A 26,819-nucleotide genomic window follows, 5' to 3' on the forward strand; every position below is an offset into this window, starting at 1 on the left:
CATTAATTATAACACAAAACAAATAAGTAAACAACAGGGTATTATAATAACATAGTGGATGTTTGCTAATTTTTATTGGAACTTTTCAAGTTTGTTTTTTATTTGACAAATTGCTGTCTAACTTACTGTCCAACAATGTTCAGTATTACCTTGTTAACTTGACTTGTCGTGTAAAAAGCACAAATAGAGATCTTCAGGATGTTTACTAGAAGTATAAAAAAAGCTACACACCTTATCAATATTAACAACATTCGCACAATTTTTTCTCCGAACATTACGGTCACACAGTCTGTATTTCATTTTCCTAAAACAAAAAGACCAGGATTTCTCCCAGTCTATCGACTATTGATAGCCTTCATGGTTCGTTTGATGTCCCGGTCTTGCTCACGGCGTTTAATCGACTCTCGCTTGTCGTAGTCGTGCTTCCCTTTGGCAAGCCCAATCAAGACCTTGGCAAAGCCGTCCTTGATATAGACCTTGAGGGGCACCAGAGTCATCCCTGTTCCCTTGACCTCATTGCCCAAGGACTCGATTTGCTTCTTCCGCAAGAGGAGCTTGCGGGTTCGCGTTGGCTCCTGGTTCCAGATATTGCCCTCATCATAGGGAGCGATATGGACATTGACCAACCAAGCCTCGCCCTGCTTGATTTGGGCAAAGCCATCCTTAAGGTTAATCCGCCCCGCACGAATAGACTTAATCTCCGTCCCCGTCAGGACCATCCCCGCCTCCACTGTATCGACAATGGTATAGTCGTGGCGGGCTTTTTTATTCTGTGCAATCACATTGCCCTCACCCTTGGCCATGCCTATCTCCTTTTCTTCTTGTTCTTTTTAGCCACTTCTTTGTAAAATGGTTTCTTTTTCTTGTCTTTTTTCCCACTTTTTGACTTGTGGTCTTTCCCAGACTTGTGACGTCCGCTGTCGCGACCAGCAGCTTCTTGTTTGTGGTGCTTGCCCCGTCCTCGCCCTGACCGATCATCACGGTCACGGTTGGAGTGACTAGCCGTTCTCCGCTTTGCTTTCAAAGCTTTTTCCACAATATCCAGCTCGGACGGCACGTGGGCAAAATCGATTTCCCCTGTCATCTTATCCGCCCGCGTTAGCTTAATTCGGATTGGCTGACCGACACGGAAGACACGACCTGATTTCTCACCCTGCAAGGTCAGAGTTCGTTCGTGGAACTGGTAGTATTCGTTGAGATTGGTGATGTGAATCAGACCTTCAACCGTATTTGGTAACTCGACAAAAAGCCCAAACTTGACCACGCTAGACACCACACCGTCAAACTCTTGCCCAACAAATTCTTGCATGAATTCTGCCTTCTTCATGGCTTCGACTTCCCGCTCTGCCTCAATGGCACGGCGTTCTAAACTAGACGAAGACTTGGCAAGCTCTGGAATGACCTGCTCAAAATGCTCTGCTTTTTCCGCAGGATTGTGACCATATTCCCGTACCATACGGTGAACCAGCAGGTCGGGATAGCGGCGGATAGGACTGGTGAAGTGGGTGTAGAACTCCGCACCCAGACCGTAGTGGCCGTGGTTGTGCTCCGAGTAGCGTGCCTGCTGCATGGAACGCAGCAACATCATGTTGAGAACATCGGCGTAGGGCTGATCCTTGACCCGCTCCATGAGGTCCTGAAGGGCGTCCTGGCTGATAGAGCTGGCCGTTCCATAGACGGTCAGACCAAAGCTGGTCGCATAGTCGATGAACTTCTGCAACTTGTCTGACTTGGGCTCCTCGTGGATCCGATAGATAAAAGGCAGGTCCAGCTTGGCAAAATGCTCAGCAACGCACTCGTTGGCCGCCAACATGAAGGACTCAATCATCCGCTCGGCAATGCCTCGCTGGCGCAGTTGGATATCGACTGGCAGACCGTCCTTGTTGACGATGATTTTGGCTTCAGTCGTGTCAAAGTTGAGGGCACCGCGTTTGTAGCGCATGTTTTCCAGGGTTTCATGGAGTTTAACCATAAGCTCTACACTTGGAACGATAGCCTTGTATGTAGCCAACTTTTCCTGATTGCCCGCAATCATGTCATTGACATCGGAATAGGTCATACGGAAGGTGGTTTTGATGACCGTTTGGCCAATCCAGTGCTTGACTACCTTTCCCTTGCGGTCAATTTCCATAATAGCTGACTGGGTTAGACGGTCCACGTTTGGATTAAGGGAACAAATGCCGTTTGACAGGCGTTCTGGCAGCATTGGTACCACACGGTCGGTCACATAGACAGAGGTCCCACGCTTGACAGCTTCCTGGTCCAAGGCAGAACCTTCGGTCACATAATAGCTGACATCAGCGATATGGACACCCAGTTCCAGATTACCGTTCTTGAGTTGCTTGATATGAACCGCATCGTCCAAGTCCTTGGCATCCGCACCGTCTATAGTGAAGACGATTTCATCCCGCAGGTCCAAGCGGCCTTCAAAGTCCTGTTCAGACGGACTTTCTGGCACCCGATTGGCCTCTGCCAAAACTTCATTAGGGAATTCCGACACGATGTCCATGGATTCCAAAACTTCCAAGACATCGATTCCCACATCGTCCTTATGCCCCACCACATCCCGAATGGTCGCGACAAAGTGGTCCCGTTTCTTATTGGGATAGGCTTCAATATCAACTTTTAGGATTTCCGTTCCGGTCAATACCAGAGGTGACTTCTTGATATAAATCTTCTGAGCGATTTTCTGGTTTTTAGACTTGATGTAGCCTGCATATTCTGGCTTGTCTTCGTCAAAAACAATCAAGCCCACCGCAGTTTTCAGGCTATGTTCTAAAATATCAATGACTTCCGCTTCTGCGGCAGTTCCTTTGAGCCTGTCAGCCACTTTCTTAATGGCCACTTCCACTCGGTCACCCTCGATGGCAAAGTTGACATCGTCACGGCTGACAAAGAGGTCATCTTCCTCTTCATCAATAGTCACAAAGCCAAAACCAGACTTGTGGGCACGAAAAATACCCTGTAAGGTTACCTTGTTTTTGGACACTTTTGGAGTTGGCAAAGCAATTCGACCCGCATTGTCAAAGACAAGCTGACGGCTACCTTCCATGCTGGAAACCAGCTTGACCAAGTCAGTAAACGCCTTGGCTGAACTAGCCTGCAAGTGGTCCGCTAGCTGGTCCATGGTTACAGGACCAACAGCTTTAATATAGTTTATAATTTCGTTTTTCATGTTGTATTTACCAGAGTGCTAGTTAAGAATCTAGCACTATTTCTCTTAGTGTGCGTTATATCCAGACGCAGTGGTTGATTGCTCCAACAATCAAATGATTGTTGGAGGTGGGAGATAGGATTTGCAAAGCAAATCTCAATAGTTCGCGAATAACGCTCCGAACCATACCTATTCAACTTATGCGGGGGTGGGCAGACGAACTCTTTATACTTGTCGAGTTCTGTCCCACTCCCAAAAAAATAGACCAAGAGCATTGCCCCAGTCTACATTTGATTCTATTAATTACTTGAAATGATAACCAGAACCAGCGCATTGAGCAACCAAAGGGCAACTAGAATGGCTGTAAAACGCTGCATCACTGCCTCAAACCCACGCGCCTTTGTCCGCTCAAAAAGAGCACCACTAGAAGCATCAAAGACATTACTTGATTGGTTTTTAGCTGGCTGAATAAAAATCACCGCCACAAGAATAACAGATAAAATCAACAGAATGGTTAATAATACTTGATACATACTTTTTTCACTTTCTTAAATAACTCCTGCTATTATACCACAGAATCTATTTCGTTTCAAGGTGGAGGGTTACTTTTCTCTCCTTGGGGCAGTATTTCAAGACCTGGATTTTATCCGGATGGGTCTTGGCATTCTTGCTAGTCAAATAATTCTTACTGCCACATTCAGAACATTGCAAATTGATTTTTACTCTCACTAGACTTCCCTTACTTTCAAGTAGTTTCTAAAATTCACCAAGGACCAAATCAGATTAAACAAAACCAGAGCGCTAGACACATAAAACACCCAATCATAGCCTAGATGAGCAGCAGTCGTTGACCCAATCATGGGTCCCACAACCGAACCTAGATTATTAAAAATCTGATTGTAGGAGAAAATGCGCGAAATCCCTTCTTTGGGCGTTAACTTGGTCAAGAGGGAATTAACCGACGGCAATAGAGCTCCCGTACCAAAACCATAGAGAAAGCGCAGTACACCTAGCTGGAAAGGACTTTGGGCAAAGACGCAGAGGACATTGATCAAGAGACTGTAGGCCAAGGCCATGAGCAGCAACCTGTGATTGCCAATTCGGTCCCCCAATTTCCCCAAAGGACCTGAAGTCACCAGCGAGGCCATGCCCGGCAGGGAAATAATAAATCCAGCTACAAAAAGCAGATTGTCCGTCTGACCCAGATGCCGCACATAAAGAGTTAAAATCGGCACGATAGCCTGAGCCGCTGCAATGATAATCATGGAAGTGATAAACAGTCCCACCATCATCTGCTTGTCCTTGATTTGATGAAAGAGCTCTGCAATCATCATCTGCTGCCCCTTTTCCATCGGCTTGAAATCTTCACGAATATATAAAACTGTCAAAACCGCCACCAAGAGATAGAGCAAACCGACCAGCAGAAAGACATTGTGAATCCCCACTATTTCCGCCAAAAAACCACCCAGAGTCGGGCCAATCAAGTTACCCGCCACAGCCCCTGTTGACAAGGTTCCCAGAGCATAGCCTGTCTTGTCCTTGGGCACCTGACTGGCTACTAGAGCCGTCGCATTGGGAATATAGCCGGTAAAAATCCCATTCAACACACGCAGGACAATCATCCAAAAAACATTTGGCACAAAAGCCATCCCACCCATGGTGAAAATCATAGCAAAAGCCGCCCGCACCATCATGGGCTTGCGACCATAACGGTCCGCCAAACTCCCCCAAATCGGTGCCATAATAGCTGCCGCCAGGGCATTGGTCGACACAGCCAGACCAGCAAAATACTCCACCTGACTGCCAGTCACTCCCAACTCCTCCACAAAGACCGAGATAAAAGGCATGACCAAGGTAAAACTAACCCCCGTCAAAAAATTCCCAATCCAGGCCACTTTCAAATTCGGCTTCCAGTAACTACTACCCTCGTCCATTTCCAATCTCCTCCACCAAAGACGCCACCTGCGCCAAGGTCGCCTCCCGCGACCCACTGTTATCAATCACCTTATCTGCCCGTTCTTTTTTCTTTTCTAAAGAAAGCTGCGCTGCCAAGCGATTCTCCGCCTCCTGCAGGCTATAGCCGTTGCGAGCCATGAGCCGTGCCAACTGCTGGCGTTCATCGACATAGACCAGCCAGACCTCATCGACCTCCCCGCTATAATCCAACTCGTAGAGCAGGGGAATATCCATGAAAACCACTTCTTCTGTCTGTGATAGCAAATCCCGTCGTGCCAACAGTTCTTGCCGAATAATCTGGTCCTGCAGTTCAGATAAGCGGGCCCGCAACTGGCTATCCGCAAAGACCTGCTGGCCTAATTTTACTCGGTCCAATTGACCATCAGCTGCTAGAATTGCCGGACCAAACTCCTCCAGCAAGACCTGATAGAGCCGTCCGCCCTTTTTCTGCAAGTCATGAACCACCCCGTCTGCATCGATGACCTGATAGCCCTTCTCTCGTAAAAAAGCTGTCACTGTTGACTTGCCCGACGCGATACCGCCTGTTAATCCGATTACCTTAGCCATGCTTCACCTGACACTGGGGACAGAAATGCGTGCCCCGACCGCCCAGCTGGATTTTGACAATCTCCGTCTGGCAACGCGGACAGGCCTGCCCCTGCTTTCCATAAACTTGTAAATAATCCTGCATGGTCCCATCCATGCCTAAGGCATTTTTGTAGGTCCGAATGGTCGAACCGCCCTTTTCAACTCCCAGAGCCAAAACATCAATGGTGGCTTGGCGAAGGCCCGCCACCTGTTCTGCTGTCAAGGTTGAACTTCCCTGGGCAGGATGAACCTGTGCTCGGAAAAGCACCTCATCGACATAGATATTGCCCAGACCAGCCACTAGGGTTTGGTCCAGCAGGTGCGACTTGATTGGCTTTTTGGACTTAGCTAATTTGGTCTGAAAAACAGCCATATCAAAGTCTTCTTCCGTCGGCTCAGGACCTAATTTTTTAGACAAGAAATAGGCTTCCAAGTCCACTTCCCGCAACAATTCCATGGTGCCAAACTTGCGGACATCTTGGTAAACCAAGGTAGAACCGTCTGACAATGCAAAAAAGACATGAAAGTGCTTGCTAGCAGGCACCACATCATGGAAGAGATTGTACTTGCCCTCCATACGCAGATGGGAAATCAGCACAAAATCTGTCAGATAGAGGAGCAAATATTTACCCCGACGGTCCACCTCCATGATGGTTTGACCAACCAACTGCTCACGAAAGCTGTCCGCACCAGTCACAATCATACGAGGATAGTCCACCCGGACACGTTCAATTTTCTTACCTTTGACAAGACGATTGAGCCCACGACGAACCGTCTCAACCTCTGGAAGTTCGGGCATACTATTCCACCTCAACCTTTCTGACATAATGTATATTTCTACTTACTTCTCTGAAACCATTCTTGGTATGAAAAGCCTGACTGTGGCTATTTTTAAAATCCGTATCAGATGCCAGTTCCCGTGCTCCATGAGATTTAGCCCACGAATCTGCAAAATCGAGTAATTCGGCAGCAATCCCTTGTCCACGATAATCAGGATGAACAAAAATTCCTTCTACATAGGCAACTGGACTAAACTGACAGCCTTCCACATAATCATGGCGGAGTGACAAACTTATCCATGCAACCGCTATACCTGACGAAGAATAATAAAGAAACTCAAATGGAAACTTACCCTCAGCAAATTCTTCCATCAAAACTTGTTTATCTGTCTGCCATACCGAACTTGCAAATGAACCCCAAACAGAAACTATTTCTTCCGTAACAGATTTTATTGACATACTTTCTCTCCTTTGCGACGTAAAACACCACTAACGTGGTGTCTAAATGTTTCTTTATATGTTTTTACCTAAAAGATGTAGCAACATGGCATTATTGCGGCACTTTCGGATTTCTGGGATCGGAATATTAGAGACTATCCATAGGCTCACAGCCGTCTTCTTACTTCAAGGCTAGCGGGCTATTGAGGTCACTCCCTGACTGCCTCGCTCTACAATTTTAAAGCTCGGGTTTAATTCGCCAAAGTTGAATGCATTAAAACGCTACTCAACTAACGGCAATTCTCTGCGGAATTGCCTAGGCGACTTACTAGTTTCTAACATCCACTGGACTGCTTCGCTCCCCCGAACCTTCCTCGCTCTCCAATTTCTAGGCTCGGGTTTTCACATGGTCACTTTCGCATTTTTAGGTGACCAGCTGAAACAGTCTATTCCCAGACTGTTTCACTCCCCCGGACGTTTTTAATACTCTTTCTCATTATAACCAAAGTCTGCCAGATCGAGTTTTTTGTCACGCCAGTTTTTCTTGACTTTGACCCAGGTTTCCAGGAAGACCTTGTCCCCCAGCATGAGTTCAATATCGCGTCGGGCCATGGAGCCGATTTTCTTGAGCATGGCTCCTTGTTTGCCAATGATAATGCCTTTTTGGCTATCGCGTTCGACCATGATGGTCGCGCGGATATGAACCTTGTCTGTAAATTCATCCCGTTTCATGGACTCGATAACCACTGCCACCGAATGCGGAATTTCCTCGCGAGTTAGGTGCAAGACCTTCTCGCGAATCATCTCGGACACCAAAAAGCGCTCTGGATGATCGGTAATCTGGTCTGCTGGGAAATATTGGAAACCTTCATCCAGATTTTCCTTGAGAATTTCCATCAAGCGATTGACATTATTGCCTTGGGTTGCAGAAATAGGCACAATTTCCTTGAAATCCATCTGCTGGCGGAAATCATCAATCTGCTCCAATAGCTGGTCTGGATGGACCTTGTCAATCTTGTTGACCACCAAAATAACCGGCACCTTGGCCTGACGCAGACGCTCCATAATCATATCATCACCCTTGCCCCGTTTTTCATCGGCAGGCACCATAAAGAGCACCGTATCCACCTCACGCAAGGTGCTGTAAGCAGACTCAACCATGAAGTCTCCCAAGGCCGTCTTTGGCTTGTGAATACCTGGCGTGTCGATAAAGACAAATTGTTCCTCGTCCGTTGTGTAAATCCCCATAATCTTGTTACGGGTAGTCTGAGCCTTGTCGCTCATGATAGCAATTTTTTGCCCCATTACATAGTTGAGAAAAGTCGATTTCCCCACATTTGGACGACCCAAAATCGCCACAAAACCTGACTTGAAAGTCATAGATTCTCCTTATTTTCCTAAAAAATCAAATCCCAAATCTTAGGGATAAAAATAATCAATCCTGTCAAAAGGGCAAAGCCTGAGACAAAAAGGACCGCTCCTGCCGCCATATCCTTGGCATTCTTGGCCAAAATGTGAAAATGATAGTCCGAGGCCAAATCCACCACGCTTTCAATAGCCGAATTCATGATTTCAAAGGCAATCACCAGGCTAATGCTGAGCAGGAGAAAGAGCCATTCTGTAGCCGATACCTGAAAAATCAAGCCAGCCAAGACCACCAAAAAGGCCGTTGCCGCATGCTTTTTCATATTGCGCTCTTCCTTAAAGGCCGTTATCAAGCCGGAAACCGCAAAATCCATACTGGCTACCAGGTTCTGATTCTTCCAGCGTTTCTTTGAATTATTCTCTCGTAAGTCCATAAGCCGTCAAAATCTCTTCTTGCAAACCAAACATCTCCGCCTCCTCCTCAGGCGTGTAGTGATCATAGCCGTTGATATGGAGGAAGCCGTGCACAGCCAAAAAGCCCATTTCGCGGTCAAAACTATGGCCGTAGTCCTCTGCCTGCTCACGCGCCTTGTCAATGGAGATAAAAAGCTCACCGATATAGGCATCAAAATCTTCCATCATCTCAGCCAATTCAGGATTGTCCAGCAAATCTTCCTCATCAAAGACAATCTCCTGCTCCGGCTTGTACTCTAGGCTGACTACATCCGTCGGACGGTCAATCCCCCGGTACTCTAAATTCACTTCATGGACACGCGCATTATCCACAAAGGTCACAGCCATTTCCTTGTTTTGCTTGCCGATTTTCTCCGCCGCAAATTGGAGCAAGTCTGTAATCTGCTCTTGCATCTGAGCAGAAACCTGCCCTGTTTCATCAATCATTTCAATATACATGGTCATACATTCCCTTTACTATTTAACATTATATCACAAATGGCAGAAAGATTCTTTTTTATGGTATAATAGAAATACACTATATTATTACAGGGAACTACTATGAAAGCTGAACAGAATATCATTGCCATCATCGACAGCAATCTGGAACAGATGACCAAGCTGGAAAGGGAAATTGCGGCCTACTTTACAAGCCTGGACTCCAAGACCATGGATTTGAGCTTGGAAATCGTCACCCAGGAACTACATATTTCTCCTTCTGCCCTGACCCGCTTTGCTAAGAAATGCGGATTTTCAGGCTATCGGGAATTTGTCTTTGCCTTTCAAAACCAGCAACAACAGCTAGACAAACAATTTAAACATGTCCAAAACAACCTGACCAAGAAGGTCCTGGTGGATTACGACGAAATTCTAACTGCGACCAGCCAGCTGGTGGACGAGGAAAAACTGCAGGAAATCGCCCACCTGATTGACCAAAGCAAGCGGGTTTATTTCTACGGCACCGGCAGTTCAGGCCTCGTTGCCATGGAGATTAAGTCCCGTTTCATGCGCCTGGGAGTTGTCTGCGACGCCATTACCGACCGCAATAACCTGATCTGGACCACCAATATCCTGGATCCCAACTGCCTAGTGATTGGGCTCTCCCTGTCTGGCTATACTGAGGATATCATCGACCACCTGACTCTGGCAGCCGAGCGAGGTATTCAGACAGCCCTCTTGACAACCAGGGAATTTGATACAACTCCTATTGACACCCTTATCCCTGTCGCATCTGTTCGCAATTTGAACTATGGCAATCGCATTTCACCACAGATCCCGTTATTGATCATGTTAGATATTCTCTACGCATACTTTCATGCTATAGATCAAGAGAAAAAAGAAAGCATATTTAAACAAACAATCGTTGACTAGATTTGCCAAACGTTTTCAAAAAGAGTAAGATAGAAGGTAACAATGCAAAAGGAGAAACATATGAAATTTTCTGAATATACCTATGTCCGTCCAGATTATGAAGCTATCAAGGCTCAGTTTTCTGACCTAACAGACCAGTTGGCTCAGGCAAGCGACTTGGAAACAACTCGCACACTTGTAGCAGCCGTTACAAAATTACTTAGCCTCATCGATACTCAGTACAATCTTTGGATGATTCGTCACACCATTGACATGAATGATGAGTTTTACAATGAAGAAACCAAGTTTTGGAATGAGTATTCTCCACTTTTTGAAGAATTGACAACCAACTACTATCGTGTCATTGTCCAAACACCCTACAAGGTTGAATTGGCAGATATTTTACCTGAAACTTTCTTCATGCAGGCAGAAAACAAGCTTAAGACTTTCTCATCGGATGCAATTCCCTTGTTCCAAAAGGAAAACGAATTGACCGATGAATACAGCAAATTGATTGCTGGTGCAGAGATTGATTTCCAAGGTCAGACCTACAACCTGGCACAAATGGGGCCTTTCGGTCAATCAACCGACCGTGAAGTCCGCAAGGCTGCTTCTGCTGCCACAACTGCCTTCTTTGAAAGCAAGGAAGCCGACTTTGACCGTGTGTACGATGAATTAGTAAAGGTCCGCACGGAAATCGCCCACAAACTCGGCTTCAAGGACTATGTAGAATACGGCTACCTCAAGATGAACCGTTTCGATTACAATCGTGACATGGTCAAGGTGTACCGTGAAGAAATTCTCAAGCATATCGTACCGATTGTGCAAAATCTGCGTCAACGCCAAGCCAAACGCTTGCAAGTACCAAGCCTCAAACACTACGACCTCAATCTTGAGTTCTTAGACGGCAATGCGGTCCCACAAGGTGACCCCGACTTTATCGTCAGCCAAGCCCAAGACATGTACCGTGAATTGTCAGCAGAAACAGGCGAGTTCTTCGATTTCATGATTGAGCATGAACTCTTGGACCTGGTGGCAAAACCAGGCAAAAACAGCGGTGGTTACTGTACCTATATCCCTGACTTCAAGAGCCCATTCATCTTCTCTAACTTCAACGGAACCAGCGGTGATATTGATGTCTTGACCCACGAAGCAGGTCACGCTTTCCAAGTCTATCGTTCCCGTTGGATTCAAAGTCCAGAAGTTGTTTGGCCAACCTACGAAACCTGTGAAATCCACTCCATGTCTATGGAATTTATGACCTGGCCTTGGATGGACCGTTTCTTCAAGGAACAAGTCGATAAATATAAATTTACTCACTTGGCAAGTGCCCTTCTCTTCTTGCCTTACGGTGTCTTAGTGGATCACTTCCAGCACGAAGTCTATGAACACCCAGAGATGACACCAGCAGAACGCAAGGCGACTTGGAAAAAACTCCAAGACCTCTACTTGCCAGACCGTGATTATTCCGAATCAGAAGCCCTCAACCGTGGTATCTTCTGGTATCGTCAAGGGCATATCTTTGCTAGTCCATTCTACTACATCGACTATACCTTGGCCCAAGTCTGCGCCCTCCAATTCTGGAAACGCACGCAGGTGGATCACGATGAGACAGCTTGGGAAGACTACATCCGCATCTGTGATTTGGGTGGCACCAAGTCCTTCTTGCAAGTGGTTGAAGCCGCAAACCTCCAATCACCATTCAAGGAAGGTGCCCTTGAAAGTACAGCCAAGGCTGCTGCTAGCTGGCTAGAAGCCGTTAAGGATGACGAACTATAAAAGACAAAAATCTGAATGAGATACGAACTCATTCAGATTTTTTTGCTTTGACAAAGTCGATGTACTTATCCCCAAAAACTTCAATTTGCTCCAAAACCAACTTAAATTCTTGACCAATCTCGCTCAGTTCATATTCCACTTTTGGCGGAACCTGTGCATAAACCTTCCGAATGATTAAACCATCATCTTCTAGCTGGCGCAACTGCTTGGTCAAGGTTGCTTGGGAAATTCCAGTCAAACGACGATGCAATTCATTAAACCGAATGGGACCTTCTTCGATATGATGTAGTAATAAGATACTCCATTTCCCAGATAAGACACTCTGAGTGGTCACATAAGGACACTCCGGAACCGTATGTTGTGTGAAAGTTGCCATAATTTCTCCTTTATTTTCCCTTAATACTACACATTGCTTTACAAAAAGATAGTGACTATTCAAAAAAATCGTACTTGTAATATTTTTAGTACCTGATACAATAATACCATAAACTGCGAGAGCAGGGAAGAAAAAATTGTTAGAGGTATAAGATCATGAAAAACATTCTATTTATCGTCGGTTCACTACGTGAAGGTTCATTTAATCACCAAATGGCAAAGCAAGCTGAAAGTATCTTAGAAGGTCAAGCAACTGTGACTTACCTTGACTACAAGGATACTCCACTTATGAACCAAGACCTTGAAACACCAGTCTTGCCAGCTGTCCAAGCTGCACGCGATGCGATTATGGCTGCAGATGCTATCTGGATTTTCTCACCAGTTCACAACTTTGCTATTCCAGGTACTGTGAAGAACTTGATTGACTGGCTCAGCCGTGCCCTAGACTTGTCAGAAACACGTGGCCCGTCAGCTCTCCAGGACAAAATTGTTACTGTATCATCTGTTGCCAATGCTGGACATGACCAAATGTTCACTAGCTATCAGGCTCTCCTACCATTTGTTCGTATGCAAGTCGTTGGTGAGTTTACAGGGACAACTGTCAATCCAGAAGCATGGGGAACTGGACAGTTGGTATTGTCAGAGGAAGCCATCGCCGGTCTACAAGCGCAAGCTCAAGCTTTGTTAGAAGCTTAGATTCTACAAGTCAATATACATCCTTCTATGATCTTTATCGAGTTGAAGATGATAAAATTGCAGAACTCTGGGATCTTGTTGAGCCAATCGAGGAAAATTCCAAAACTTCCAATAGCAATGCTAAATTCTAATCAAAAACCAAGAAATCGAAATGAAAGAAATTTAATATGAAACTATATTACATCATCGATGCTTATTGTGGTTGGACCTACGGCTTTAACCACATTTTCACAAAATTCATGCAAGACCATCCTGACATAGAAATAGAGGTCATTAACGGAGGCTTGTTTGTCGGAGATAACAAAAAGAAAATGGTTGATTTCCAGCAGGCACAGACCATCAATAAACAAATCGAAAGCTATTACCAAATGTCTTTTGGCGATAACTACAATCAATTGTTTAAGGATACGAACTTTATCATGGACTCCCTTGGTCCTGCTAGAGCCTACTCCGTTTTGAAAAACTACGTTGAACCACACCAGCTTGCTCCGCTGACATTAGACATTCAAACATTGTTTTTTGAAGATGGGTTAGACCTCAGTCAAGCAGACAGTTACACCAGCCTAATTGGTAGCTATCAGTTACCCACAAAGGCTATGGAAGAACTATCAAGCATCTTGAATCAACCAGAAAGTCTACACCCTGACTTTATCAAGGCTTATGAAATGGGGGTAACCTCTTTCCCAACCTTGTTACTTGAAAAAGACGGAAACTTCTTTAATCTTATCAATAAAGTTCGCACAGTAGACGATTTGGAAAAAATTTTCCAAGAGGCAGTTGCTCAATAGAAAAGAAAATACCTATGTCAAAAAATCAATTATATAAAAATATTTTAGAAGAGACTTATCTAGCTACTGCTCAAGGTCGAATAGAAGATTTCAAGAGCCATTTGGCTGCTGATATCTCTTGGACAGAAGCTGCAGGCTTTCCCTATGCTGGTACCTATATCGGTCCAGATGCAGTGATTGAAAACGTCCATGCAAGACTAGGTTCTGAATGGACCAATTATAGTGCCACACCTGTTGATTACGCCTTTTCAGGAAACCGTGTCATGGTTTACGGCTACTACAAGGGAACCTACAAGCTTACTGAGAAATCCTTTCAAGCAGACTTTGTCCATATTTACGATTTTAATGCTGAAGATAGAATTACACACTTTATCCAAATCGTAGATAGCGCACTTGTTGAGAAAGCTAGATATTCCCATGTACAATTACAAATTTGAACTGGGCCATGTTGCCCTCAATGTCCGCAATTTAGAACTACAAAGCCTATTTTACCAGCAGGTATTGGGTCTCCAAGTTCTGACTGAAAACTCTAAACAGATTGACCTTGGTGTCGGACAGACCTCCCTTGTCCGCCTGATTCAAACAGAGCAGAAAGGCGAAGTTAGCCACAGCTACGGACTTTACCACTTGGCCATTGTCCTACCTAGCCGAGAGGATTTAGGTACCATTTTCCGCCACTTTATCGACAACAAAGTTCCCCTACAAGGCGCCAGCGACCACGGTTACAGTGAAGCCATTTACCTAGCCGACACCGAAGGTAACGGCATCGAAATTTACCGCGACCTCCCGCAAGACTCTTGGGATGTCCGCCCAGATGGACGCATCGTTGGCATCACTGAGCCTATGGATGCTGAAACGATCTATGCTTTAGGGAAAAAAGCTGACGCAGCCTATCAGATGCCCCTTGGCAGTCGCATGGGGCATGTCCATCTATCTGTCCGAGAAAGCGCTGCTTCTAGCCGTTTTTACCAAGAGGTCCTAGCTGTCGAGGATAAATTTTCCGTCCCATCTGCAGCTTGGCTAGCCTCAGGCGACTATCATCACCACCTAGCTGTCAACGAATGGGGTGGAAAACTGCTGGCCACACGAAAAGAAGGCATGCCAGGACTTGCCTACTATACGGTCATCTATTCCAATCCAGAAGCTTTTGAAGCAACCTTGAATCGCGCCATTGCTGCAAACTTAAAGATAGAAAGAATGAATAGTTCTGCCGCCTTTGTCGATGTGGATGGTATCAGGACCCGATTGGTCTACCAAACGAAATAAGAGGTTAGACAGATACCTAACCTCTTTTATTTTATCAAACCTAAATCGTATTTCATCCCCAAAATCCGTTCCACTGATTGCTCAATGCGGTCCTCGCTTAGTTTTCCTCTTTTTACTTGGTCCAAAAGATAGGGAATCTGACTCGTAAAGTTGGAAGACAAAATCATATCCGCCCCCGCCTCGATTGCCTGAAGGGCTGCTTCATTTTGATCAAGAAATTCTGACAAACCCAATTTATCAAAATCATCTGTCAAAATAACCCCTTCAAAGCCCAGCTCCTGACGTAAAATAGCCATCACCTCAGGTGATATAGAGGACGGTTGGTCCGAAACAGCAGTCAGAATAATGTGACTGACCATGACTGAGTCCGCTCCTGCTTCAATCCCTGCCTCAAACGGTAAGAAATCCTGCTTTCTCAATTCATCTACAGGACGGTCATCATAGACCAGCCCCGTAATCGCATCACCCGTCTCACTCGAACCAGGGAAATGCTTCAAGGTAGATAGAAAATTTTCTTCCTTGAGCAATGTGACGACCTCACGAACGTAGTCAGATGTTGTCATGGCATCCTGGCCTAGTGTCCGTTCATAAATGGGTGAACTGGGATTGGTTACAACATCAGCAATCGGGAAAAAGCCCGCTGAAATACCTAAATCCTTTAGAACCGAAACCTTGGATTTTGCTCCCTCCAGGACAGCATCCAAACCTCCCTCATCATACAATTCCATCGGTGATGCAAAAGGTTCTTTCAAGATTGGACTAATTTGACTAACAGCTCCTCCCTCCTCATTGGAAGCCAAAAGCAAGGGAATATTGGAGGCTTTTTGATAGCTTGCCAAGTCTTTTTTTAGCTGACTCAGCGACTTACCTTCTACATCTTTGGATTCCAGCATATAACCTCCTAGATAATAGGCCCCAACAATCTGTTCAGCCTCTTGCTCAGGAATATGCCCTAAAAATAATTGACCAATCTTATCCTCCATGGTCATACCTTCCATCATTTGATTGATAGTCCTCTGCTTCTGTGTCAGACCACTATCAACAGCTGGGGATTCCATCTTATCAAAAACAATCCAACCACTCAGCAAGGTCATCAAAAGAAGGCTAACCACAGAAAATATAGCGAAGTTTTCTTTGTTCTGAATAAATCTATCTTTCTCAATCATCCTCTAATCCGATTCAAATAATCCTGATAAGACTCCGTCTCCATCAAGGTCTTTGCATTTTCCACACGCGCCCTAGTCGGCGGTTTTGTCCCCTCCAGCGGGTAAGGTCTCCCCAACTCTCTCCACTTAAATTCACCTAAATTGTGATAAGGCAGAACTTCAAAGCGCTCGACATTGTTCAAGGTTTTGACAAATTTGCCCAACTCAACCAGGTCCTCATCTCGGTCTGTCAATCCTGGAACCAAGACATGTCGAATCCAAACAGGCTTGCCAATATCCGATAGGTAACGAGCACACTCTAAAATAGTTTTATTACTATGACCTGTAACAATACGATGCTGGTCAGGATTGATTTCCTTGATATCTAAGAGCACCAAGTCGGTCACTTCCATGAGACGGTTGTATTTTTCCAAATAACGCTCAGTCGAACGGAAGGTCAGGGCACAGGTATCTAAAGTCGTATGGATGCCTTTTTCTTTTGCCAGGGTAAAGAGAGCAATCAAGAAATCAATCTGAATGGTCGCTTCACCACCAGACACCGTAATCCCCCCTTCCTTGCCCCAGAACATCCGAAAACGCAGAGCTTCTTTTAGGACATCCTCAGCAGTACGCTCGGTTGCTGCCGGGTTAACCAAATCCCAGGTATCAGGATTGTGACAATACTGGCAACGCATGTGACAGCCTTGCATGAAGACCACAAAGCGAACACCAGGTCCATCAACTGAACCAAAACTTTCGGTAGAATGAACTAGACCGGTAACTTTTCCATAATCAATCTCTGTCATTGGCTTTTCCTCACTTTTTACTATGATTATTATATCACAAAAAATGAAAACGCTCTATATTTTCTGAATGAATAAATTGACATCCCGTTACTACACACTAAAAACCACCCACAAAACTGGGCTCTATAAGACTGTAGTGGGTAAATCCCCTATGGAGATTATGGAGCCTTTTTGAGTATAGAAAAAAAGTCCCACATGACCTAAAATGAAAAGCGTCTAAACCATCATTAAAAAGGAATCATATGGAATAGATAAATAGTCAGGGAAGTGACTGTTTATCCCCGAGCCCAGAAATAATAAAGCGAGGATAGTATCACAAACTTACTGGGAACGAAAGACCCCAACATCACTATTTTGGATTATGAGGACTGCACTTCTCACAAGGAAATTCTTGCCAAACTGGATTATTCAGCTCCTAAATACCACTCTTGTCATGGTCAAATGACTAAATACGATTTCCATAAAACCTCTAAAATTCCCTACTTAGAATCTGCTGGATACCCTCTGCTTATCCGCTTGAGAAAGCACCGTTTCCGCTGTAAAAATTGCGGAAAAATGGCTGTCACAGAAACCTCTCTGATCTAGAAAAACCACCAAATCTCAACCATTGTTCACCAGAAAATAGCTCAACCTCTCATTGAAAAACAGTCTATGACAGACATCGCTAAGCGTCTTGCCGTCTCCACCTCAACTGTCATTCGCAAGCTAAATGAGTTCCAATTTAAAACCGACTGGAATTGGTTGCCTGAAAATATAAGCTGATTTCAAGAAAGGAAAAATGAGTTTCATTGCTCAGGATTTTGACTTGCTAAAGGTCATTACAATCCTTGACGGACGCACACAAGCCACAATCAGAAATCACTTCCTGCGCTATTCCAGACAAGCTAGAAATCGTGTTAAAGTCATCACTATGGACATATTTATACTCAACTAAAATCAAAAATAGCCAAACTCCAATCTCTACGTACAATTGATTTGAGTTGAGAAGGAGATAGGTTTTGAATAACCTCTTGAAGTTTATCAATAACCTCATTCAAGCTTCTAAATATCTTATTCTTGAAACCACGTTTGCGGATTTCGGCCCAGACTTGCTCAATAGGGTTCATCTCTGGTGTGTAAGGTGGAATAAAGGTAAATTCTATATTCTCAGGGATATTCAATGTCTGAGATTTATGCCAGATGGCATTGTCCATGACTAGAATAATGTAGTCATCTGATAAGCTTCTGACAATTGGTGTAGAAATTCATTCATCCAATCACTATCACAACCGCTTCTGCTCGGTCACTAACCCAATCAATGACTTGTGGTTGGAAGAACCTAAAAACTCAAAAACCGAGCTTCATTTGAAACTCGGTTAGTGGTTATTATCAGGAAGGTCCGACTCCAGAAGTTAATGATTAAAAACTAATATGCTTCGATTGCTACCCATTTTCTATTAATTTTCAATTGTCTAAAGTGTGGAGATTGCTTTATTTTTTACAGTGTTCTAAATATAATATCCGAAAATCAATCAATGACTGACGATCTTTTCTGGAAATACCAGGTCGGTATTTCCCAAGTTTGAACGGGCAGCAAGCCAATGAAAATAAGGTTGTGAATAAAGAATATCATAAATAGATGAGTGGAACTGAAGCAGACCTTCCTCTAGTTACTGCCTTAGGGGGCAATAGCTAGTTTGCTAAAGAATAAATGAAATCATCTTTCTATCTACAATGTTAATATAACACTTTTTCAAAATAAATTCAAATAATTGTGTGCAAAAAACAAACTTATTTTTTAAAATTTTTGTTAAATTCATCCCACATTTTCTGCTGTGGCTTGGCAAAGGGATAGGTATGGAAATCTTCAACCGAAACCCATTTTAATTCACGATTAGCTGGTAAATCCGACTGACTCGCTACTCCTTCTATCAACTCAATCTGCCATTTGCGGTGGCTGAAAATATGCTGAACGATCTCAAATTCTTGCTCCTGCCAGTCAATAGTCAGACCATATTCTTCTGTAAAGCGCAGCTTCATATCAGGCTGCTCCGGCTCTTCTGCCACTTCAAACAAGGAAACTTGTTTGGCTTGAATAGCCCCTTTTTCCAAAAGCGGAAAAGACCAAAATCCTGATAAGAGTCCAGCGTCGGTATTTTTCTCAAGGAGAAATTGATTATCCTGATTGCGAATGAGAAAGCCTTGATAGGCGACTGGGACAGGCTTTTTCTTGGGTACCTTGATAGGATATTTGTCCATTGTGCCATTGAGATAGGCAGCACTAAAGTCCTTCACGGGACTTTCTTCTGGCCGTGGATTGGCAGGTGCCTCAATATCTGAACCCAAATCCATCAGGGCTTGGTTAAAGTCTCCCGGTCTAGCTGGGTCAATCAAGATGTCCATCATGGCTTGAAAAATCTTGCGATTCGCAGGGAGACCAATGTCATAATCCACTTCAAACAAACGGCTGAGCACGCGCATGACGTTGCCGTCTACCGCAGGCTCCGGCAAACCGAAGGCAATGCTAGAAATAGCACCAGCTGTATAGGGACCAATGCCTTTTAGACTGGAAATTTCTGCGTGTGTCTTGGGAAAGGAACCATCGAACCGTTCGACCATCTCTTGGGCCGCTTTTTGCATATTGCGGACACGAGAATAATAGCCCAACCCTTCCCACAATTTGAGAATGACTTCTTCCGGTGCCACTGCCAAGTCTCTGATGGTCGGCAGATGGTGGAGAAAGCGCTCATAGTAAGGAATGACCGTATCCACACGCGTCTGTTGCAACATAATCTCCGACACCCAAATGGCGTAGGGATCCGATGTTCGTCGCCAAGGCAGGTCTCGTTTGTGCTCATCATACCAATCAAGAAGAGCCTTGCGAAAGGCGACAATCTTCTCTTCTGACCACATGTCAATTCCATATTCTTTCAAATCTAACATAATTCTAGTATAGCACAAAGAAAGGGAGCTAGCTGTGACTAACTCCCTGTCTGTAGTATGAAATGTTGCTTACCTACTGTTCAGCAGCCTGCTGGCTCATCTGCATCTGGTAATAAAAACCTTGCGCATCCATCAATTCCCTATGATTGCCTTGTTCGACAATTTTTCCATCTACCATGACCAAAATCAAGTCAGCTGATTGGATGGTTGATAGGCGATGGGCAATGATAAAGCTGGTCCGTCCTTGCATCAATTTGGCAAAGGCTTCTTGAACCAATAACTCCGTCCGTGTGTCAATCGACGAGGTCGCCTCATCCAAAATTAAGATTTTAGGGATTTTGACAAAAACGCGCGCAATCGACAGCAATTGCCGTTGACCCTGCGATAGAGAGGCGCCGCCATCTGTCAGGACAGTATCATATCCTTGGGGCAATTGACGAATAAAGAAATCCGCATTGGCTGCCTTGGCCACCTCGATAACCCATTCCCTAGTCGCATGAGGATATCCATAGGCAATATTTTCATGGATAGTTCCTGATTTTATCCAGGTTTCTTGGAGAACCATGCCAATCTGCCGCCGCAAATCCTCTCGGCTGTATTGGAAAATAGGCACACCATCCAGGACAATCTGGCCAGCATTGACATCGTAAAAACGCATGAGCAGATTAATCATGGTCGATTTCCCTGCGCCAGTCGGACCAACGATAGCCACCTTTTGACCAGAGGTAACATCAATCGTCAGGTCCTCAATGAGCGATTTTTCAGGCTGATAAGAGAAAGATACATTTTCAAAGGAAATAGCCCCCTGCAACTGATCCGAGTCAATTGTCCGCTCTGCCCTATCCTCTTCGCTAGCTAGATTAACAAGGGCAAAGAGCCTGTCTGCACAAGCTAAAGCGCTCTGCAATTCCGATAGGACAGAAGAAATATCGTTAAAAGGCTTGCTGTACTGGCTGGCATAGTTGAGAAAGGTGGTCAGAGAGCCGACTGTAAAGGTCCCCTGCATGATGCGAAGTGCTCCAAGACCTGTCAAAAGCGCATAAATCAAGGCATTGACAAATCGGGTAGTCGGATTAACCGTAGACGAAGCAAATATTGCCTTCTGCAAATAATGAGCGTAGTCGCCATTGACCTGCTGGAACTGCTTCTTAAACTGGTCTTGGGCATTGAAGGCCTGCACCAGACTGAGCTGGCTAATGGTCTCCTCTAAGAGCTGAGCTTGCTGCCCACGCGCCTGGGTCTGGCGACTGTAGTAAGTATAGCTCTTCTTGGCAATAAAACGCGCCACAAAAAGAGATAGCGGGGTCAAGGCAACAACCAAAAGCATCATGACAAGATCCAAACCTGCCATGGTAAAAATGGTCAAGAGAATGGTCAAAATTCCAGCGAAAAACTGGTTGAAGACCATCAAAAGACCGTTAGTCAGCTGTTCACTATCACTGGAAAATCGTGCAACCAAGTCCCCCGTTGACTGCCTATCCAGATAGGAAAGGGGCAACTGGTGCAATTTGACATAGACCTGCTCCCGCAAGTCTGCCACCATATCATAGACCAGGCGATTGGTGACCAAGGGCAGATACCACTGGACCAGGCCATTGGCCAGAATGACGACAAACATCTGCAGCAGAATCTCCAGCAAGACCTGGCTATCTGCTACCAAGACCGCGTCGACTGCCCGACCGATAAGGATAGGAAGATAGACGGTCAGAAGGACCTGAGCCAGTGTCGCCAGCAAGAGCAGAGTCAGACGAATGGGCTGTTTTAGGACCAGTCCCGTCAATTGATGCAGACTAGTTTTCTTCATGGCTGCTCTCCTCTCCATGCTGGGATTGGTCAATTTCACGGTAAATAGCAGAGCTTTCTAGCAAGTCTTGATGACGACCTAGCCCCACCTGCTGTCCCTGGTCCAGCACCAAAATTTGATCCGCCGTCTTCAGGCTATTGGTCCGTTGAGACACCATAATCAAGGTTTGGTCAGGCAATTCCTCCTTGATAGCCTGCAGGAGACGGCTCTCTGTCAGATAGTCCAGGGCCGACGTCGCATCATCCAAAATCAAAACAGGTGCTTCTTTCAAGAGAGCACGCGCAATGGTCAGCCGTTGCCGTTGTCCACCGGAAAAATTCTTCCCAAAGGCTGCTACAGGACTATCCAAACCGCCCTTTTCTGCCACAAATCCATCCGCCTGAGCAATCTTCAGGGCCCACCAAATGCGTTCTTCGGAACTATCAGCCCGTCCCAAGGTAAGATTTGAGCGGACTGTTCCAGCAAAGAGCTGAGCCTGCTGGGCAACGGTGGCACAATTAGCCCGCCAGGTTTTGAGATTCACAGGACTCTTTCCATCAATAAAGTACATCAATTGATTAGCTGGCATCGGATAAAAGGCCTGTAAGAGATTGACCAAGGTCGTCTTACCAGCACCCGTACCACCGATGATGCCGATAAACTGGCCTTTCTTTATCTGAATAGAAATTCCTGACAGGGCCTGTTCAGCAGCATTGGGATAGGCAAAATCCAGCTTGAATAGTGCAAAAACATCAGCTGGGTCATTGGCTTGCAGGACTGGCAGAGTGCCTTCCAGGTCTTCGGATTCTTGCTTGAAAATTTCCTGAATCCGTTGACCAGCGATATAAGACTGGTTGATAGATGAGACAACCATGACCATCTTGACCAGCTCCGCCAAGATTTGCAAGAGATAATTGATTAGGGCAATCAGCATCCCTTGCTCTAGCAGATTGTTAGAAATGGCTAGATTTCCTTGCCAAATCAAAATCATCAAGGTCGCATTAACCACCAGAAAAGTCAGTGGCGACAGCAGGCTAGACCAGTAACCAGCCTGTAACTGTCTATTTTTATAGGCCAGATTGAGTGCTTGAAAATGAGCAACTTCTCTCGCTACCTGGCCAAAGGCACGAATGACCCGCCAGCCCGTAACCGTTTCACGCACCTGCCCTACCAAGCTGTCCAAATCTCTACGAATCGATAAGAGATAGCGACTGACAGCCGCCGTAATACCTGCCACAATCACCAGCAAAATAGCAATCATCCCCAGAAAATAGAGAGAAAGGCTAGGACTGATATAGAAGGCCATGAAGAGAGCACCAAAGACCACAATCGGAGCCCGTAGAAACAGGCGCAAGAAAATATTGATTCCTGCTTGAATCTGCAAGGTATCACTGGTCAAGCGCGTCAAAATTGATGAGCGGGACAAAGTATCCTGACTAGCTTGCGGCAAAGATAAGACTTTTTCAAACAGGTCCTCTGTCAACTGCTTGGTCACCCCAACTGCTGCCTTGGCTGAATAATATTGCCCTAAAATAGATACTAGAACTCCCACAATTGCCAACCCTGTCAGGAGTAAAAGCATAGCAACCAGGTCTCCCTGATTGCCATGTGGAATAATAGTATCAACGATATGGGCAATAGCCAAGGGAACAAGGAGTTCAAAGCAGGCCTCCAACAGTTTGAAGAGAGGAGCCAGCGTAACTTCTTTCAGGTAATCCCTGACATATCGTAGGATAAATGTCATAAGCTTATAAAGCGTCTACAGCCTGAGCTGCTGTGATAATACCAAGTTTGTAGACGTCTTCTGAACTACAACCGCGAGACAGGTCATTTACTGGTTTATTCAAACCTTGCAAGACAGGACCTACCGCTTCGTAACCACCAAGACGTTCAACTACTTTGTAAGTAATGTTGCCTGCTTCAATAGCCGGGAAGACAAAGACATTGGCTTGACCTGCTACTGGACTTCCAGGTGCTTTCAAACGAGCTGTATCTGGAACCAGGGCAGCATCCATCTGCAATTCTCCATCAATCAATAGATCTGGACGAAGTTCCTGAGCCAAGCGAGTTGCTTCCACTACCTTATCAACACGTGGACCTGAACCTGACCCTTTTGTTGAGTATGAAATCATAGCCACTTTTGGATCGATTCCAAATGTCTTAGCCGTTTCTGCTGATTGGATTGCAATCTCAGCCAAGGTTTCTGCGTCTGGTTCAATGTTAATTGCACAGTCTCCAAAGACAAACTTGTGCTGGTCTTTAACCATCAAGAAGACACCTGAAGTACGTTTTACACCTGGTTTTGTCTTAATAATTTGAAGGGCAGGACGTACAGTATCTGCTGTTGAGTGGATCGCACCAGAAACCATCCCTTCTGCTAATCCCATTTGCACCAACATCACACCAAAGTAGTTGACATCACGCAAAATTTCATCGGCCTGTTCTTCATCAACTTTACCTTTACGAAGAGTAACAAATTCATGCTTCATGGCATCGAAGTTTGCGTAATTGTTAGGATCAATAACTGTGATTCCAGGGTTTGAGAAACCAAAGTCTGTCAACAAAGTATGAACATCTTCCGGCACACCAAGGATGATAGGCTCTACCAAACCTTCAAATTTCAAACGAGCTGCTGCACGCACGACGCGCTCATCTGTACCTTCTGGGAAAACGATACGTAGTTTTTTACCTACGATTTTTTGCTTCATTTCACCAAATAAATTCCGAATTTCCATTTAAATTCTCCTTTTAAATATTATTTATTAGTTAACGATGTAATAACAGCCTGAAAATCGTCTGGAAGTGGAGCTTCCAAGTCAATCCTTTGAGCTGAGAAAGGATTGTCAAAAGCCAAATTGTGACAATGCAAGGCCTGACGTTGAATACCACATTCTAAACTGCCACCATACATATCATCCCCTAGCAAAGGAAATCCAATGTGGGAAAAATGAACACGAATCTGGTGGGTTCGACCAGTGTGCAACTGAATGTCCACCAGGTGAATGTCTCCCCAGGACTGGACCACCTTATAGGAAGTGTGGGAATACTTGCCCTCCTTGGTCACAATTCGAGTAATGATGCTATCAGCCGGTCTGCCGATAGGAGCGATAATCTCCCCTTCTGCATCCAGCTTCCCCTCACCCTTGACCAGAGCATAGTAGCGCTTATGGATAAGCTTTGCCTGCAATTGCTTGTCCAATCTAGCATGGGCATAGCCGTGCTTAGCAAAGAGCATGACCCCAGACGTATCCCTATCCAGACGAGTCACTATGTGGACCTGCTTGTTTTCATAGTCCTGCTCGACCAAGTAACCCTTGACAAAGTTGGCAATGGTCGACGAATGAAGACTGCTAGGAATGGAGGCATAGCCAACCGGCTTATTGATAGCTAAAAAATGGTCATCCTCGTAGACAATGTCCAGGGGAAAGGAAATAGGTTCCAAACTACCTGTCAAATCCGCTTCAGCTGGTATATCAATTGTAACTCTATCGCCAATATCAAGCAAGTAAGTAGCTTTCTGTGGCTGGTCGTTAACCAAAATAGCACCACCAGTGTACTTGATTTTAGCCAGCAATCCCTTGGACACCCCATGTTTCTTCAGGAAGGTCTTGATTTTGGTGTGCTGGTCGGCTATAAATTCAAACCGCATTACTCCACCTCGCCGATAAAGGCATCTTTGACCCGATTCCAAAAGCTAGTATGGCTGGGCGATGCGACAAAATGGATTTTACTATTGTCAATCTGGTATTCAATGCTCTTAATATTGTCGTAGACATAGGTCTTATTGTCCACTGCAATAGAATAGCGGTCATCATGCTGGGGCTCGATAACAATCTTGTCCTTTTTCGGTACTACGACTGATGACCCCAGCGTCCGGTAGACCCGATTGTTCAGACTGGCCACTTCTGCAATCTGCAGAGCCTCAATAGTCGGATGAAGGACAGCGCCCCCCAGCGACTTATTGTAGGCCGTTGAGCCAGTCGGTGTCGATACCGATATGCCATCCCCACGAAAACGCTCGAAGGGAACATGGTTGATGATAATATCAGCCACCATGGTCTTGGTCAGGCGCTTGATAGTCGCCTCATTGAGGGCACGCGCCGTGATTACCCGGCCATCATTGAGTTTGACCTTGACATTAAGAATGGGATAGGAAACACGAGCTCCCCTGTCCAACTTCAAATTCTCTACTAGCTTGTCCACTTCAAAATCCCGATAATCCGTGTAAAAACCCAGATGCCCCGTATGAATACCGACAAAGCGGACCCTATCGATGAGTTTCTCATACTTATGAAAGGCCGACAGGAGCATGCCATCTCCACCAATGGAAATGACAATATCTGGATTCTTGGGTGTGAGGATAAAATTCGCCTCTTTGAGCTTGGTCCAAAGTTCCTTGGACACCGCTTCACTCTTGGGATTTCGGCTGGCGAGCAGAGCGATTTTTTTTCTATCTGTATTCTTCATCTGAATCATCACTATTTCCGACACCGTCATTCAACTTGCGGTGGGCAGGGTCAAAAAGAGCCTGAGCCTCCTGAATGTCGTTGCGGATTTTACGCATCTCCTCGTCTAGTTCGTAGGCAATCTTGGCTGTAATTTCCAGCCGTTTCTTGATTTCCTCAGGGAAATTTCCCTTATACTTGTAATTAAGCGAATGTTCAATAGTCGCCCAAAAGTTCATAGAAAGTGTTCGAATCTGGATTTCTGCTAGGACGGTCTTGCTGCCATTGATCGTATCCACCGGATACTCAACGACCACATGATAGGAACGATAGCCCGATGCTTTCATGTGCTTGATATAGTCCCGCTCATGGACAATCTGCATGTCCTTGCGCTTACGCAAAATAGCCAAGACCTCCTCAATGTCATCCACAAACTGGACCATGATCCTCAGACCGGCAATGTCCTGCATGTCCTGGGCCAGATTTTCTAGCTTGATATGCCGCAGAGCCATCTTTTCCTGAATAGACTCGATAGGCTTGACCCGCCCCGTCACAAATTCAATGGGAGAATGGCGGTTAAACTTGCGGTACTGCTTTCGAATACCACGCAGCTTAATTTTCAACTCCCCGACAGTCTGAATATAGGGGTCTAAAAATTCTTCCCAATTAAACTCCATACGGCTCCTTTCTTGTCAAATCCTATAAATTGTATTAGAATAACACAAAGATTA

General features: G+C 45.2%; 27 protein-coding genes and 2 pseudogenes. 7 read left to right on the plus strand and 22 right to left on the minus strand.

Annotated elements, in window-relative coordinates; all coding sequences use genetic code 11:
* Positions 1 to 335 precede the first annotated feature (335 nt).
* The 11 genes from smpB to ybeY all read right to left on the minus strand — a co-directional run bounded on the left by smpB (position 336) and on the right by ybeY (position 9,192).
* The gene (gene smpB, locus ACHBIF_RS00850) at positions 336 to 803 is read right to left on the minus strand and encodes an SsrA-binding protein SmpB (RefSeq protein ID WP_002935771.1); all 468 of its coding nucleotides are present in this window, start codon (positions 801 to 803) and stop codon (positions 336 to 338) included.
* Positions 804 to 805: 2 nt separating this feature from the next.
* Positions 806 to 3,175 (minus strand): ribonuclease R, encoded by a 2,370-nt coding sequence (rnr, locus tag ACHBIF_RS00855; protein ID WP_394718009.1) that lies wholly within the window; start codon positions 3,173 to 3,175, stop codon positions 806 to 808.
* A 278-nt stretch (positions 3,176 to 3,453) separates the two neighbouring features.
* Entirely contained in the window at positions 3,454 to 3,687 is a 234-nt protein-coding gene (gene secG / locus ACHBIF_RS00860) for a preprotein translocase subunit SecG (protein WP_105110659.1), read from the minus strand.
* 46 nt (positions 3,688 to 3,733) lie between these two features.
* Positions 3,734 to 3,883, minus strand: coding sequence for a 50S ribosomal protein L33 (gene rpmG, locus ACHBIF_RS00865; protein WP_105122613.1), 150 nt, complete (start codon positions 3,881 to 3,883; stop codon positions 3,734 to 3,736).
* The gene (locus tag ACHBIF_RS00870; RefSeq protein ID WP_394718012.1) at positions 3,883 to 5,088 is read right to left on the minus strand and encodes a multidrug efflux MFS transporter; all 1,206 of its coding nucleotides are present in this window, start codon (positions 5,086 to 5,088) and stop codon (positions 3,883 to 3,885) included. Before ACHBIF_RS00870 ends, rpmG begins: the two co-directional genes overlap by 1 nt.
* Complete coding sequence (gene coaE, locus ACHBIF_RS00875) at positions 5,075 to 5,677, minus strand: dephospho-CoA kinase (protein WP_394718014.1); 603 nt, start codon at positions 5,675 to 5,677, stop codon at positions 5,075 to 5,077. The genes ACHBIF_RS00870 and coaE overlap by 14 nt, the downstream gene beginning before the upstream one ends.
* Positions 5,670 to 6,497 carry a DNA-formamidopyrimidine glycosylase gene (gene mutM, locus ACHBIF_RS00880; RefSeq protein WP_105122610.1) on the minus strand — a complete coding sequence of 276 codons (828 nt, stop codon included), beginning with the start codon at positions 6,495 to 6,497 and terminating at the stop codon, positions 5,670 to 5,672. The genes coaE and mutM overlap by 8 nt, the downstream gene beginning before the upstream one ends.
* Before the next feature lies 1 nt (position 6,498).
* Positions 6,499 to 6,936 carry a GNAT family N-acetyltransferase gene (locus ACHBIF_RS00885; protein WP_105110654.1) on the minus strand — a complete coding sequence of 146 codons (438 nt, stop codon included), beginning with the start codon at positions 6,934 to 6,936 and terminating at the stop codon, positions 6,499 to 6,501.
* Between the two features lie 459 nt (positions 6,937 to 7,395).
* The gene (era, locus tag ACHBIF_RS00890; protein WP_394718016.1) at positions 7,396 to 8,295 is read right to left on the minus strand and encodes a GTPase Era; all 900 of its coding nucleotides are present in this window, start codon (positions 8,293 to 8,295) and stop codon (positions 7,396 to 7,398) included.
* 17 nt (positions 8,296 to 8,312) lie between these two features.
* On the minus strand, positions 8,313 to 8,714 hold the full coding sequence (locus ACHBIF_RS00895) for a diacylglycerol kinase family protein (RefSeq protein ID WP_105110652.1): 402 nt from the start codon (positions 8,712 to 8,714) through the stop codon (positions 8,313 to 8,315).
* Positions 8,695 to 9,192 (minus strand): rRNA maturation RNase YbeY, encoded by a 498-nt coding sequence (ybeY, locus tag ACHBIF_RS00900; protein ID WP_105110662.1) that lies wholly within the window; start codon positions 9,190 to 9,192, stop codon positions 8,695 to 8,697. The genes ACHBIF_RS00895 and ybeY overlap by 20 nt, the downstream gene beginning before the upstream one ends.
* Before the next feature lie 102 nt (positions 9,193 to 9,294).
* Between ybeY and ACHBIF_RS00905 the strand changes: the two genes are divergently transcribed.
* Both ACHBIF_RS00905 and ACHBIF_RS00910 read left to right on the plus strand, forming a co-directional pair.
* Positions 9,295 to 10,104 carry a MurR/RpiR family transcriptional regulator gene (locus tag ACHBIF_RS00905; RefSeq protein WP_105161151.1) on the plus strand — a complete coding sequence of 270 codons (810 nt, stop codon included), beginning with the start codon at positions 9,295 to 9,297 and terminating at the stop codon, positions 10,102 to 10,104.
* A 60-nt stretch (positions 10,105 to 10,164) separates the two neighbouring features.
* On the plus strand, positions 10,165 to 11,862 hold the full coding sequence (locus ACHBIF_RS00910) for a M3 family oligoendopeptidase (RefSeq protein ID WP_394718019.1): 1,698 nt from the start codon (positions 10,165 to 10,167) through the stop codon (positions 11,860 to 11,862).
* Between the two features lie 28 nt (positions 11,863 to 11,890).
* Here the strand turns inward: ACHBIF_RS00910 and ACHBIF_RS00915 are convergent, their stop codons facing one another.
* Complete coding sequence (locus tag ACHBIF_RS00915; protein ID WP_394718021.1) at positions 11,891 to 12,238, minus strand: winged helix-turn-helix transcriptional regulator; 348 nt, start codon at positions 12,236 to 12,238, stop codon at positions 11,891 to 11,893.
* A gap of 155 nt (positions 12,239 to 12,393) precedes the next feature.
* Here ACHBIF_RS00915 and ACHBIF_RS00920 point away from each other — a divergent pair, with 155 nt between their 5' ends.
* The 4 genes from ACHBIF_RS00920 to ACHBIF_RS00935 all read left to right on the plus strand — a co-directional run bounded on the left by ACHBIF_RS00920 (position 12,394) and on the right by ACHBIF_RS00935 (position 14,987).
* Positions 12,394 to 12,933, plus strand: coding sequence for an NADPH-dependent FMN reductase (locus ACHBIF_RS00920; protein ID WP_394718024.1), 540 nt, complete (start codon positions 12,394 to 12,396; stop codon positions 12,931 to 12,933).
* Between the two features lie 167 nt (positions 12,934 to 13,100).
* On the plus strand, positions 13,101 to 13,721 hold the full coding sequence (locus ACHBIF_RS00925) for a DsbA family protein (RefSeq protein ID WP_394718026.1): 621 nt from the start codon (positions 13,101 to 13,103) through the stop codon (positions 13,719 to 13,721).
* A 14-nt stretch (positions 13,722 to 13,735) separates the two neighbouring features.
* Positions 13,736 to 14,158 (plus strand): nuclear transport factor 2 family protein, encoded by a 423-nt coding sequence (locus ACHBIF_RS00930; protein WP_394718028.1) that lies wholly within the window; start codon positions 13,736 to 13,738, stop codon positions 14,156 to 14,158.
* Positions 14,139 to 14,987: a VOC family protein gene (locus ACHBIF_RS00935; protein WP_394718030.1), complete on the plus strand. Its 849-nt coding sequence runs from the start codon at positions 14,139 to 14,141 to the stop codon at positions 14,985 to 14,987. Before ACHBIF_RS00930 ends, ACHBIF_RS00935 begins: the two co-directional genes overlap by 20 nt.
* 26 nt (positions 14,988 to 15,013) lie before the next feature.
* Here the strand turns inward: ACHBIF_RS00935 and ACHBIF_RS00940 are convergent, their stop codons facing one another.
* Together ACHBIF_RS00940 and pflA are read right to left on the minus strand one after the other, a co-directional pair.
* On the minus strand, positions 15,014 to 16,153 hold the full coding sequence (locus ACHBIF_RS00940) for a glycoside hydrolase family 3 N-terminal domain-containing protein (protein ID WP_394718032.1): 1,140 nt from the start codon (positions 16,151 to 16,153) through the stop codon (positions 15,014 to 15,016).
* Positions 16,150 to 16,938, minus strand: coding sequence for a pyruvate formate-lyase-activating protein (pflA, locus tag ACHBIF_RS00945; protein ID WP_105110643.1), 789 nt, complete (start codon positions 16,936 to 16,938; stop codon positions 16,150 to 16,152). The genes ACHBIF_RS00940 and pflA overlap by 4 nt, the downstream gene beginning before the upstream one ends.
* A gap of 312 nt (positions 16,939 to 17,250) precedes the next feature.
* Between pflA and ACHBIF_RS00950 the strand changes: the two are divergent.
* Positions 17,251 to 17,860 (plus strand): annotated as a pseudogene (locus ACHBIF_RS00950) (helix-turn-helix domain-containing protein); the annotation flags it as partial.
* A 4-nt stretch (positions 17,861 to 17,864) separates the two neighbouring features.
* On the opposite strand, the pseudogene ACHBIF_RS00955 reads toward ACHBIF_RS00950, so the two are convergent.
* From ACHBIF_RS00955 to ACHBIF_RS00990, 8 genes and pseudogenes are all read right to left on the minus strand, one after another.
* Positions 17,865 to 18,208 (minus strand): annotated as a pseudogene (locus tag ACHBIF_RS00955) (transposase); the annotation flags it as partial.
* 500 nt (positions 18,209 to 18,708) lie between these two features.
* The gene (mutY, locus tag ACHBIF_RS00960) at positions 18,709 to 19,860 is read right to left on the minus strand and encodes an A/G-specific adenine glycosylase (protein ID WP_394718035.1); all 1,152 of its coding nucleotides are present in this window, start codon (positions 19,858 to 19,860) and stop codon (positions 18,709 to 18,711) included.
* Between the two features lie 73 nt (positions 19,861 to 19,933).
* The gene (locus ACHBIF_RS00965) at positions 19,934 to 21,682 is read right to left on the minus strand and encodes an ABC transporter ATP-binding protein (protein WP_394718128.1); all 1,749 of its coding nucleotides are present in this window, start codon (positions 21,680 to 21,682) and stop codon (positions 19,934 to 19,936) included.
* Positions 21,651 to 23,387: an ABC transporter ATP-binding protein gene (locus ACHBIF_RS00970; RefSeq protein WP_394718037.1), complete on the minus strand. Its 1,737-nt coding sequence runs from the start codon at positions 23,385 to 23,387 to the stop codon at positions 21,651 to 21,653. Before ACHBIF_RS00970 ends, ACHBIF_RS00965 begins: the two co-directional genes overlap by 32 nt.
* 4 nt (positions 23,388 to 23,391) lie before the next feature.
* On the minus strand, positions 23,392 to 24,378 hold the full coding sequence (pta, locus tag ACHBIF_RS00975; protein ID WP_125265836.1) for a phosphate acetyltransferase: 987 nt from the start codon (positions 24,376 to 24,378) through the stop codon (positions 23,392 to 23,394).
* 20 nt (positions 24,379 to 24,398) lie between these two features.
* Entirely contained in the window at positions 24,399 to 25,292 is an 894-nt protein-coding gene (locus ACHBIF_RS00980) for an RluA family pseudouridine synthase (protein WP_394718040.1), read from the minus strand.
* A complete protein-coding gene (locus ACHBIF_RS00985) occupies positions 25,292 to 26,110 on the minus strand; it encodes an NAD kinase (RefSeq protein WP_105110661.1) in 819 nt (272 codons plus the stop codon). Before ACHBIF_RS00985 ends, ACHBIF_RS00980 begins: the two co-directional genes overlap by 1 nt.
* Positions 26,094 to 26,765 (minus strand): GTP pyrophosphokinase family protein, encoded by a 672-nt coding sequence (locus tag ACHBIF_RS00990; protein WP_394718042.1) that lies wholly within the window; start codon positions 26,763 to 26,765, stop codon positions 26,094 to 26,096. The genes ACHBIF_RS00985 and ACHBIF_RS00990 overlap by 17 nt, the downstream gene beginning before the upstream one ends.
* Positions 26,766 to 26,819 lie beyond the last annotated feature (54 nt).

Origin of the sequence: Streptococcus sp. A11 (genome assembly GCF_043674225.1) — a bacterium.
Lineage (GTDB): Bacteria > Bacillota > Bacilli > Lactobacillales > Streptococcaceae > Streptococcus > Streptococcus suis_V.

What these genes read in the sequence shown, in the direction of transcription:
- mutM (WP_105122610.1), bottom strand. Translation starts at nt 6,497, where the DNA reads ATGCCCGAACTTCCAGAGGTTGAGACGGTTCGTCGTGGGCTCAATCGT.
- ybeY (WP_105110662.1), bottom strand. Translation starts at nt 9,192, where the DNA reads ATGTATATTGAAATGATTGATGAAACAGGGCAGGTTTCTGCTCAGATG.
- ACHBIF_RS00965 (WP_394718128.1), bottom strand. Translation starts at nt 21,682, where the DNA reads ATGGAGAGGAGAGCAGCCATGAAGAAAACTAGTCTGCATCAATTGACG.
- ACHBIF_RS00915 (WP_394718021.1), bottom strand. Translation starts at nt 12,238, where the DNA reads ATGGCAACTTTCACACAACATACGGTTCCGGAGTGTCCTTATGTGACC.
- ACHBIF_RS00930 (WP_394718028.1), top strand. Translation starts at nt 13,736, where the DNA reads ATGTCAAAAAATCAATTATATAAAAATATTTTAGAAGAGACTTATCTA.
- ACHBIF_RS00985 (WP_105110661.1), bottom strand. Translation starts at nt 26,110, where the DNA reads ATGAAGAATACAGATAGAAAAAAAATCGCTCTGCTCGCCAGCCGAAAT.
- ACHBIF_RS00895 (WP_105110652.1), bottom strand. Translation starts at nt 8,714, where the DNA reads ATGGACTTACGAGAGAATAATTCAAAGAAACGCTGGAAGAATCAGAAC.
- pta (WP_125265836.1), bottom strand. Translation starts at nt 24,378, where the DNA reads ATGGAAATTCGGAATTTATTTGGTGAAATGAAGCAAAAAATCGTAGGT.
- era (WP_394718016.1), bottom strand. Translation starts at nt 8,295, where the DNA reads ATGACTTTCAAGTCAGGTTTTGTGGCGATTTTGGGTCGTCCAAATGTG.
- ACHBIF_RS00990 (WP_394718042.1), bottom strand. Translation starts at nt 26,765, where the DNA reads ATGGAGTTTAATTGGGAAGAATTTTTAGACCCCTATATTCAGACTGTC.
- ACHBIF_RS00940 (WP_394718032.1), bottom strand. Translation starts at nt 16,153, where the DNA reads ATGATTGAGAAAGATAGATTTATTCAGAACAAAGAAAACTTCGCTATA.
- ACHBIF_RS00925 (WP_394718026.1), top strand. Translation starts at nt 13,101, where the DNA reads ATGAAACTATATTACATCATCGATGCTTATTGTGGTTGGACCTACGGC.
- ACHBIF_RS00970 (WP_394718037.1), bottom strand. Translation starts at nt 23,387, where the DNA reads ATGACATTTATCCTACGATATGTCAGGGATTACCTGAAAGAAGTTACG.
- ACHBIF_RS00980 (WP_394718040.1), bottom strand. Translation starts at nt 25,292, where the DNA reads ATGCGGTTTGAATTTATAGCCGACCAGCACACCAAAATCAAGACCTTC.
- mutY (WP_394718035.1), bottom strand. Translation starts at nt 19,860, where the DNA reads ATGTTAGATTTGAAAGAATATGGAATTGACATGTGGTCAGAAGAGAAG.
- rnr (WP_394718009.1), bottom strand. Translation starts at nt 3,175, where the DNA reads ATGAAAAACGAAATTATAAACTATATTAAAGCTGTTGGTCCTGTAACC.
- ACHBIF_RS00870 (WP_394718012.1), bottom strand. Translation starts at nt 5,088, where the DNA reads ATGGACGAGGGTAGTAGTTACTGGAAGCCGAATTTGAAAGTGGCCTGG.
- ACHBIF_RS00905 (WP_105161151.1), top strand. Translation starts at nt 9,295, where the DNA reads ATGAAAGCTGAACAGAATATCATTGCCATCATCGACAGCAATCTGGAA.
- ACHBIF_RS00920 (WP_394718024.1), top strand. Translation starts at nt 12,394, where the DNA reads ATGAAAAACATTCTATTTATCGTCGGTTCACTACGTGAAGGTTCATTT.
- pflA (WP_105110643.1), bottom strand. Translation starts at nt 16,938, where the DNA reads ATGACAGAGATTGATTATGGAAAAGTTACCGGTCTAGTTCATTCTACC.
- ACHBIF_RS00935 (WP_394718030.1), top strand. Translation starts at nt 14,139, where the DNA reads ATGTACAATTACAAATTTGAACTGGGCCATGTTGCCCTCAATGTCCGC.
- smpB (WP_002935771.1), bottom strand. Translation starts at nt 803, where the DNA reads ATGGCCAAGGGTGAGGGCAATGTGATTGCACAGAATAAAAAAGCCCGC.
- ACHBIF_RS00885 (WP_105110654.1), bottom strand. Translation starts at nt 6,936, where the DNA reads ATGTCAATAAAATCTGTTACGGAAGAAATAGTTTCTGTTTGGGGTTCA.
- coaE (WP_394718014.1), bottom strand. Translation starts at nt 5,677, where the DNA reads ATGGCTAAGGTAATCGGATTAACAGGCGGTATCGCGTCGGGCAAGTCA.
- ACHBIF_RS00910 (WP_394718019.1), top strand. Translation starts at nt 10,165, where the DNA reads ATGAAATTTTCTGAATATACCTATGTCCGTCCAGATTATGAAGCTATC.
- secG (WP_105110659.1), bottom strand. Translation starts at nt 3,687, where the DNA reads ATGTATCAAGTATTATTAACCATTCTGTTGATTTTATCTGTTATTCTT.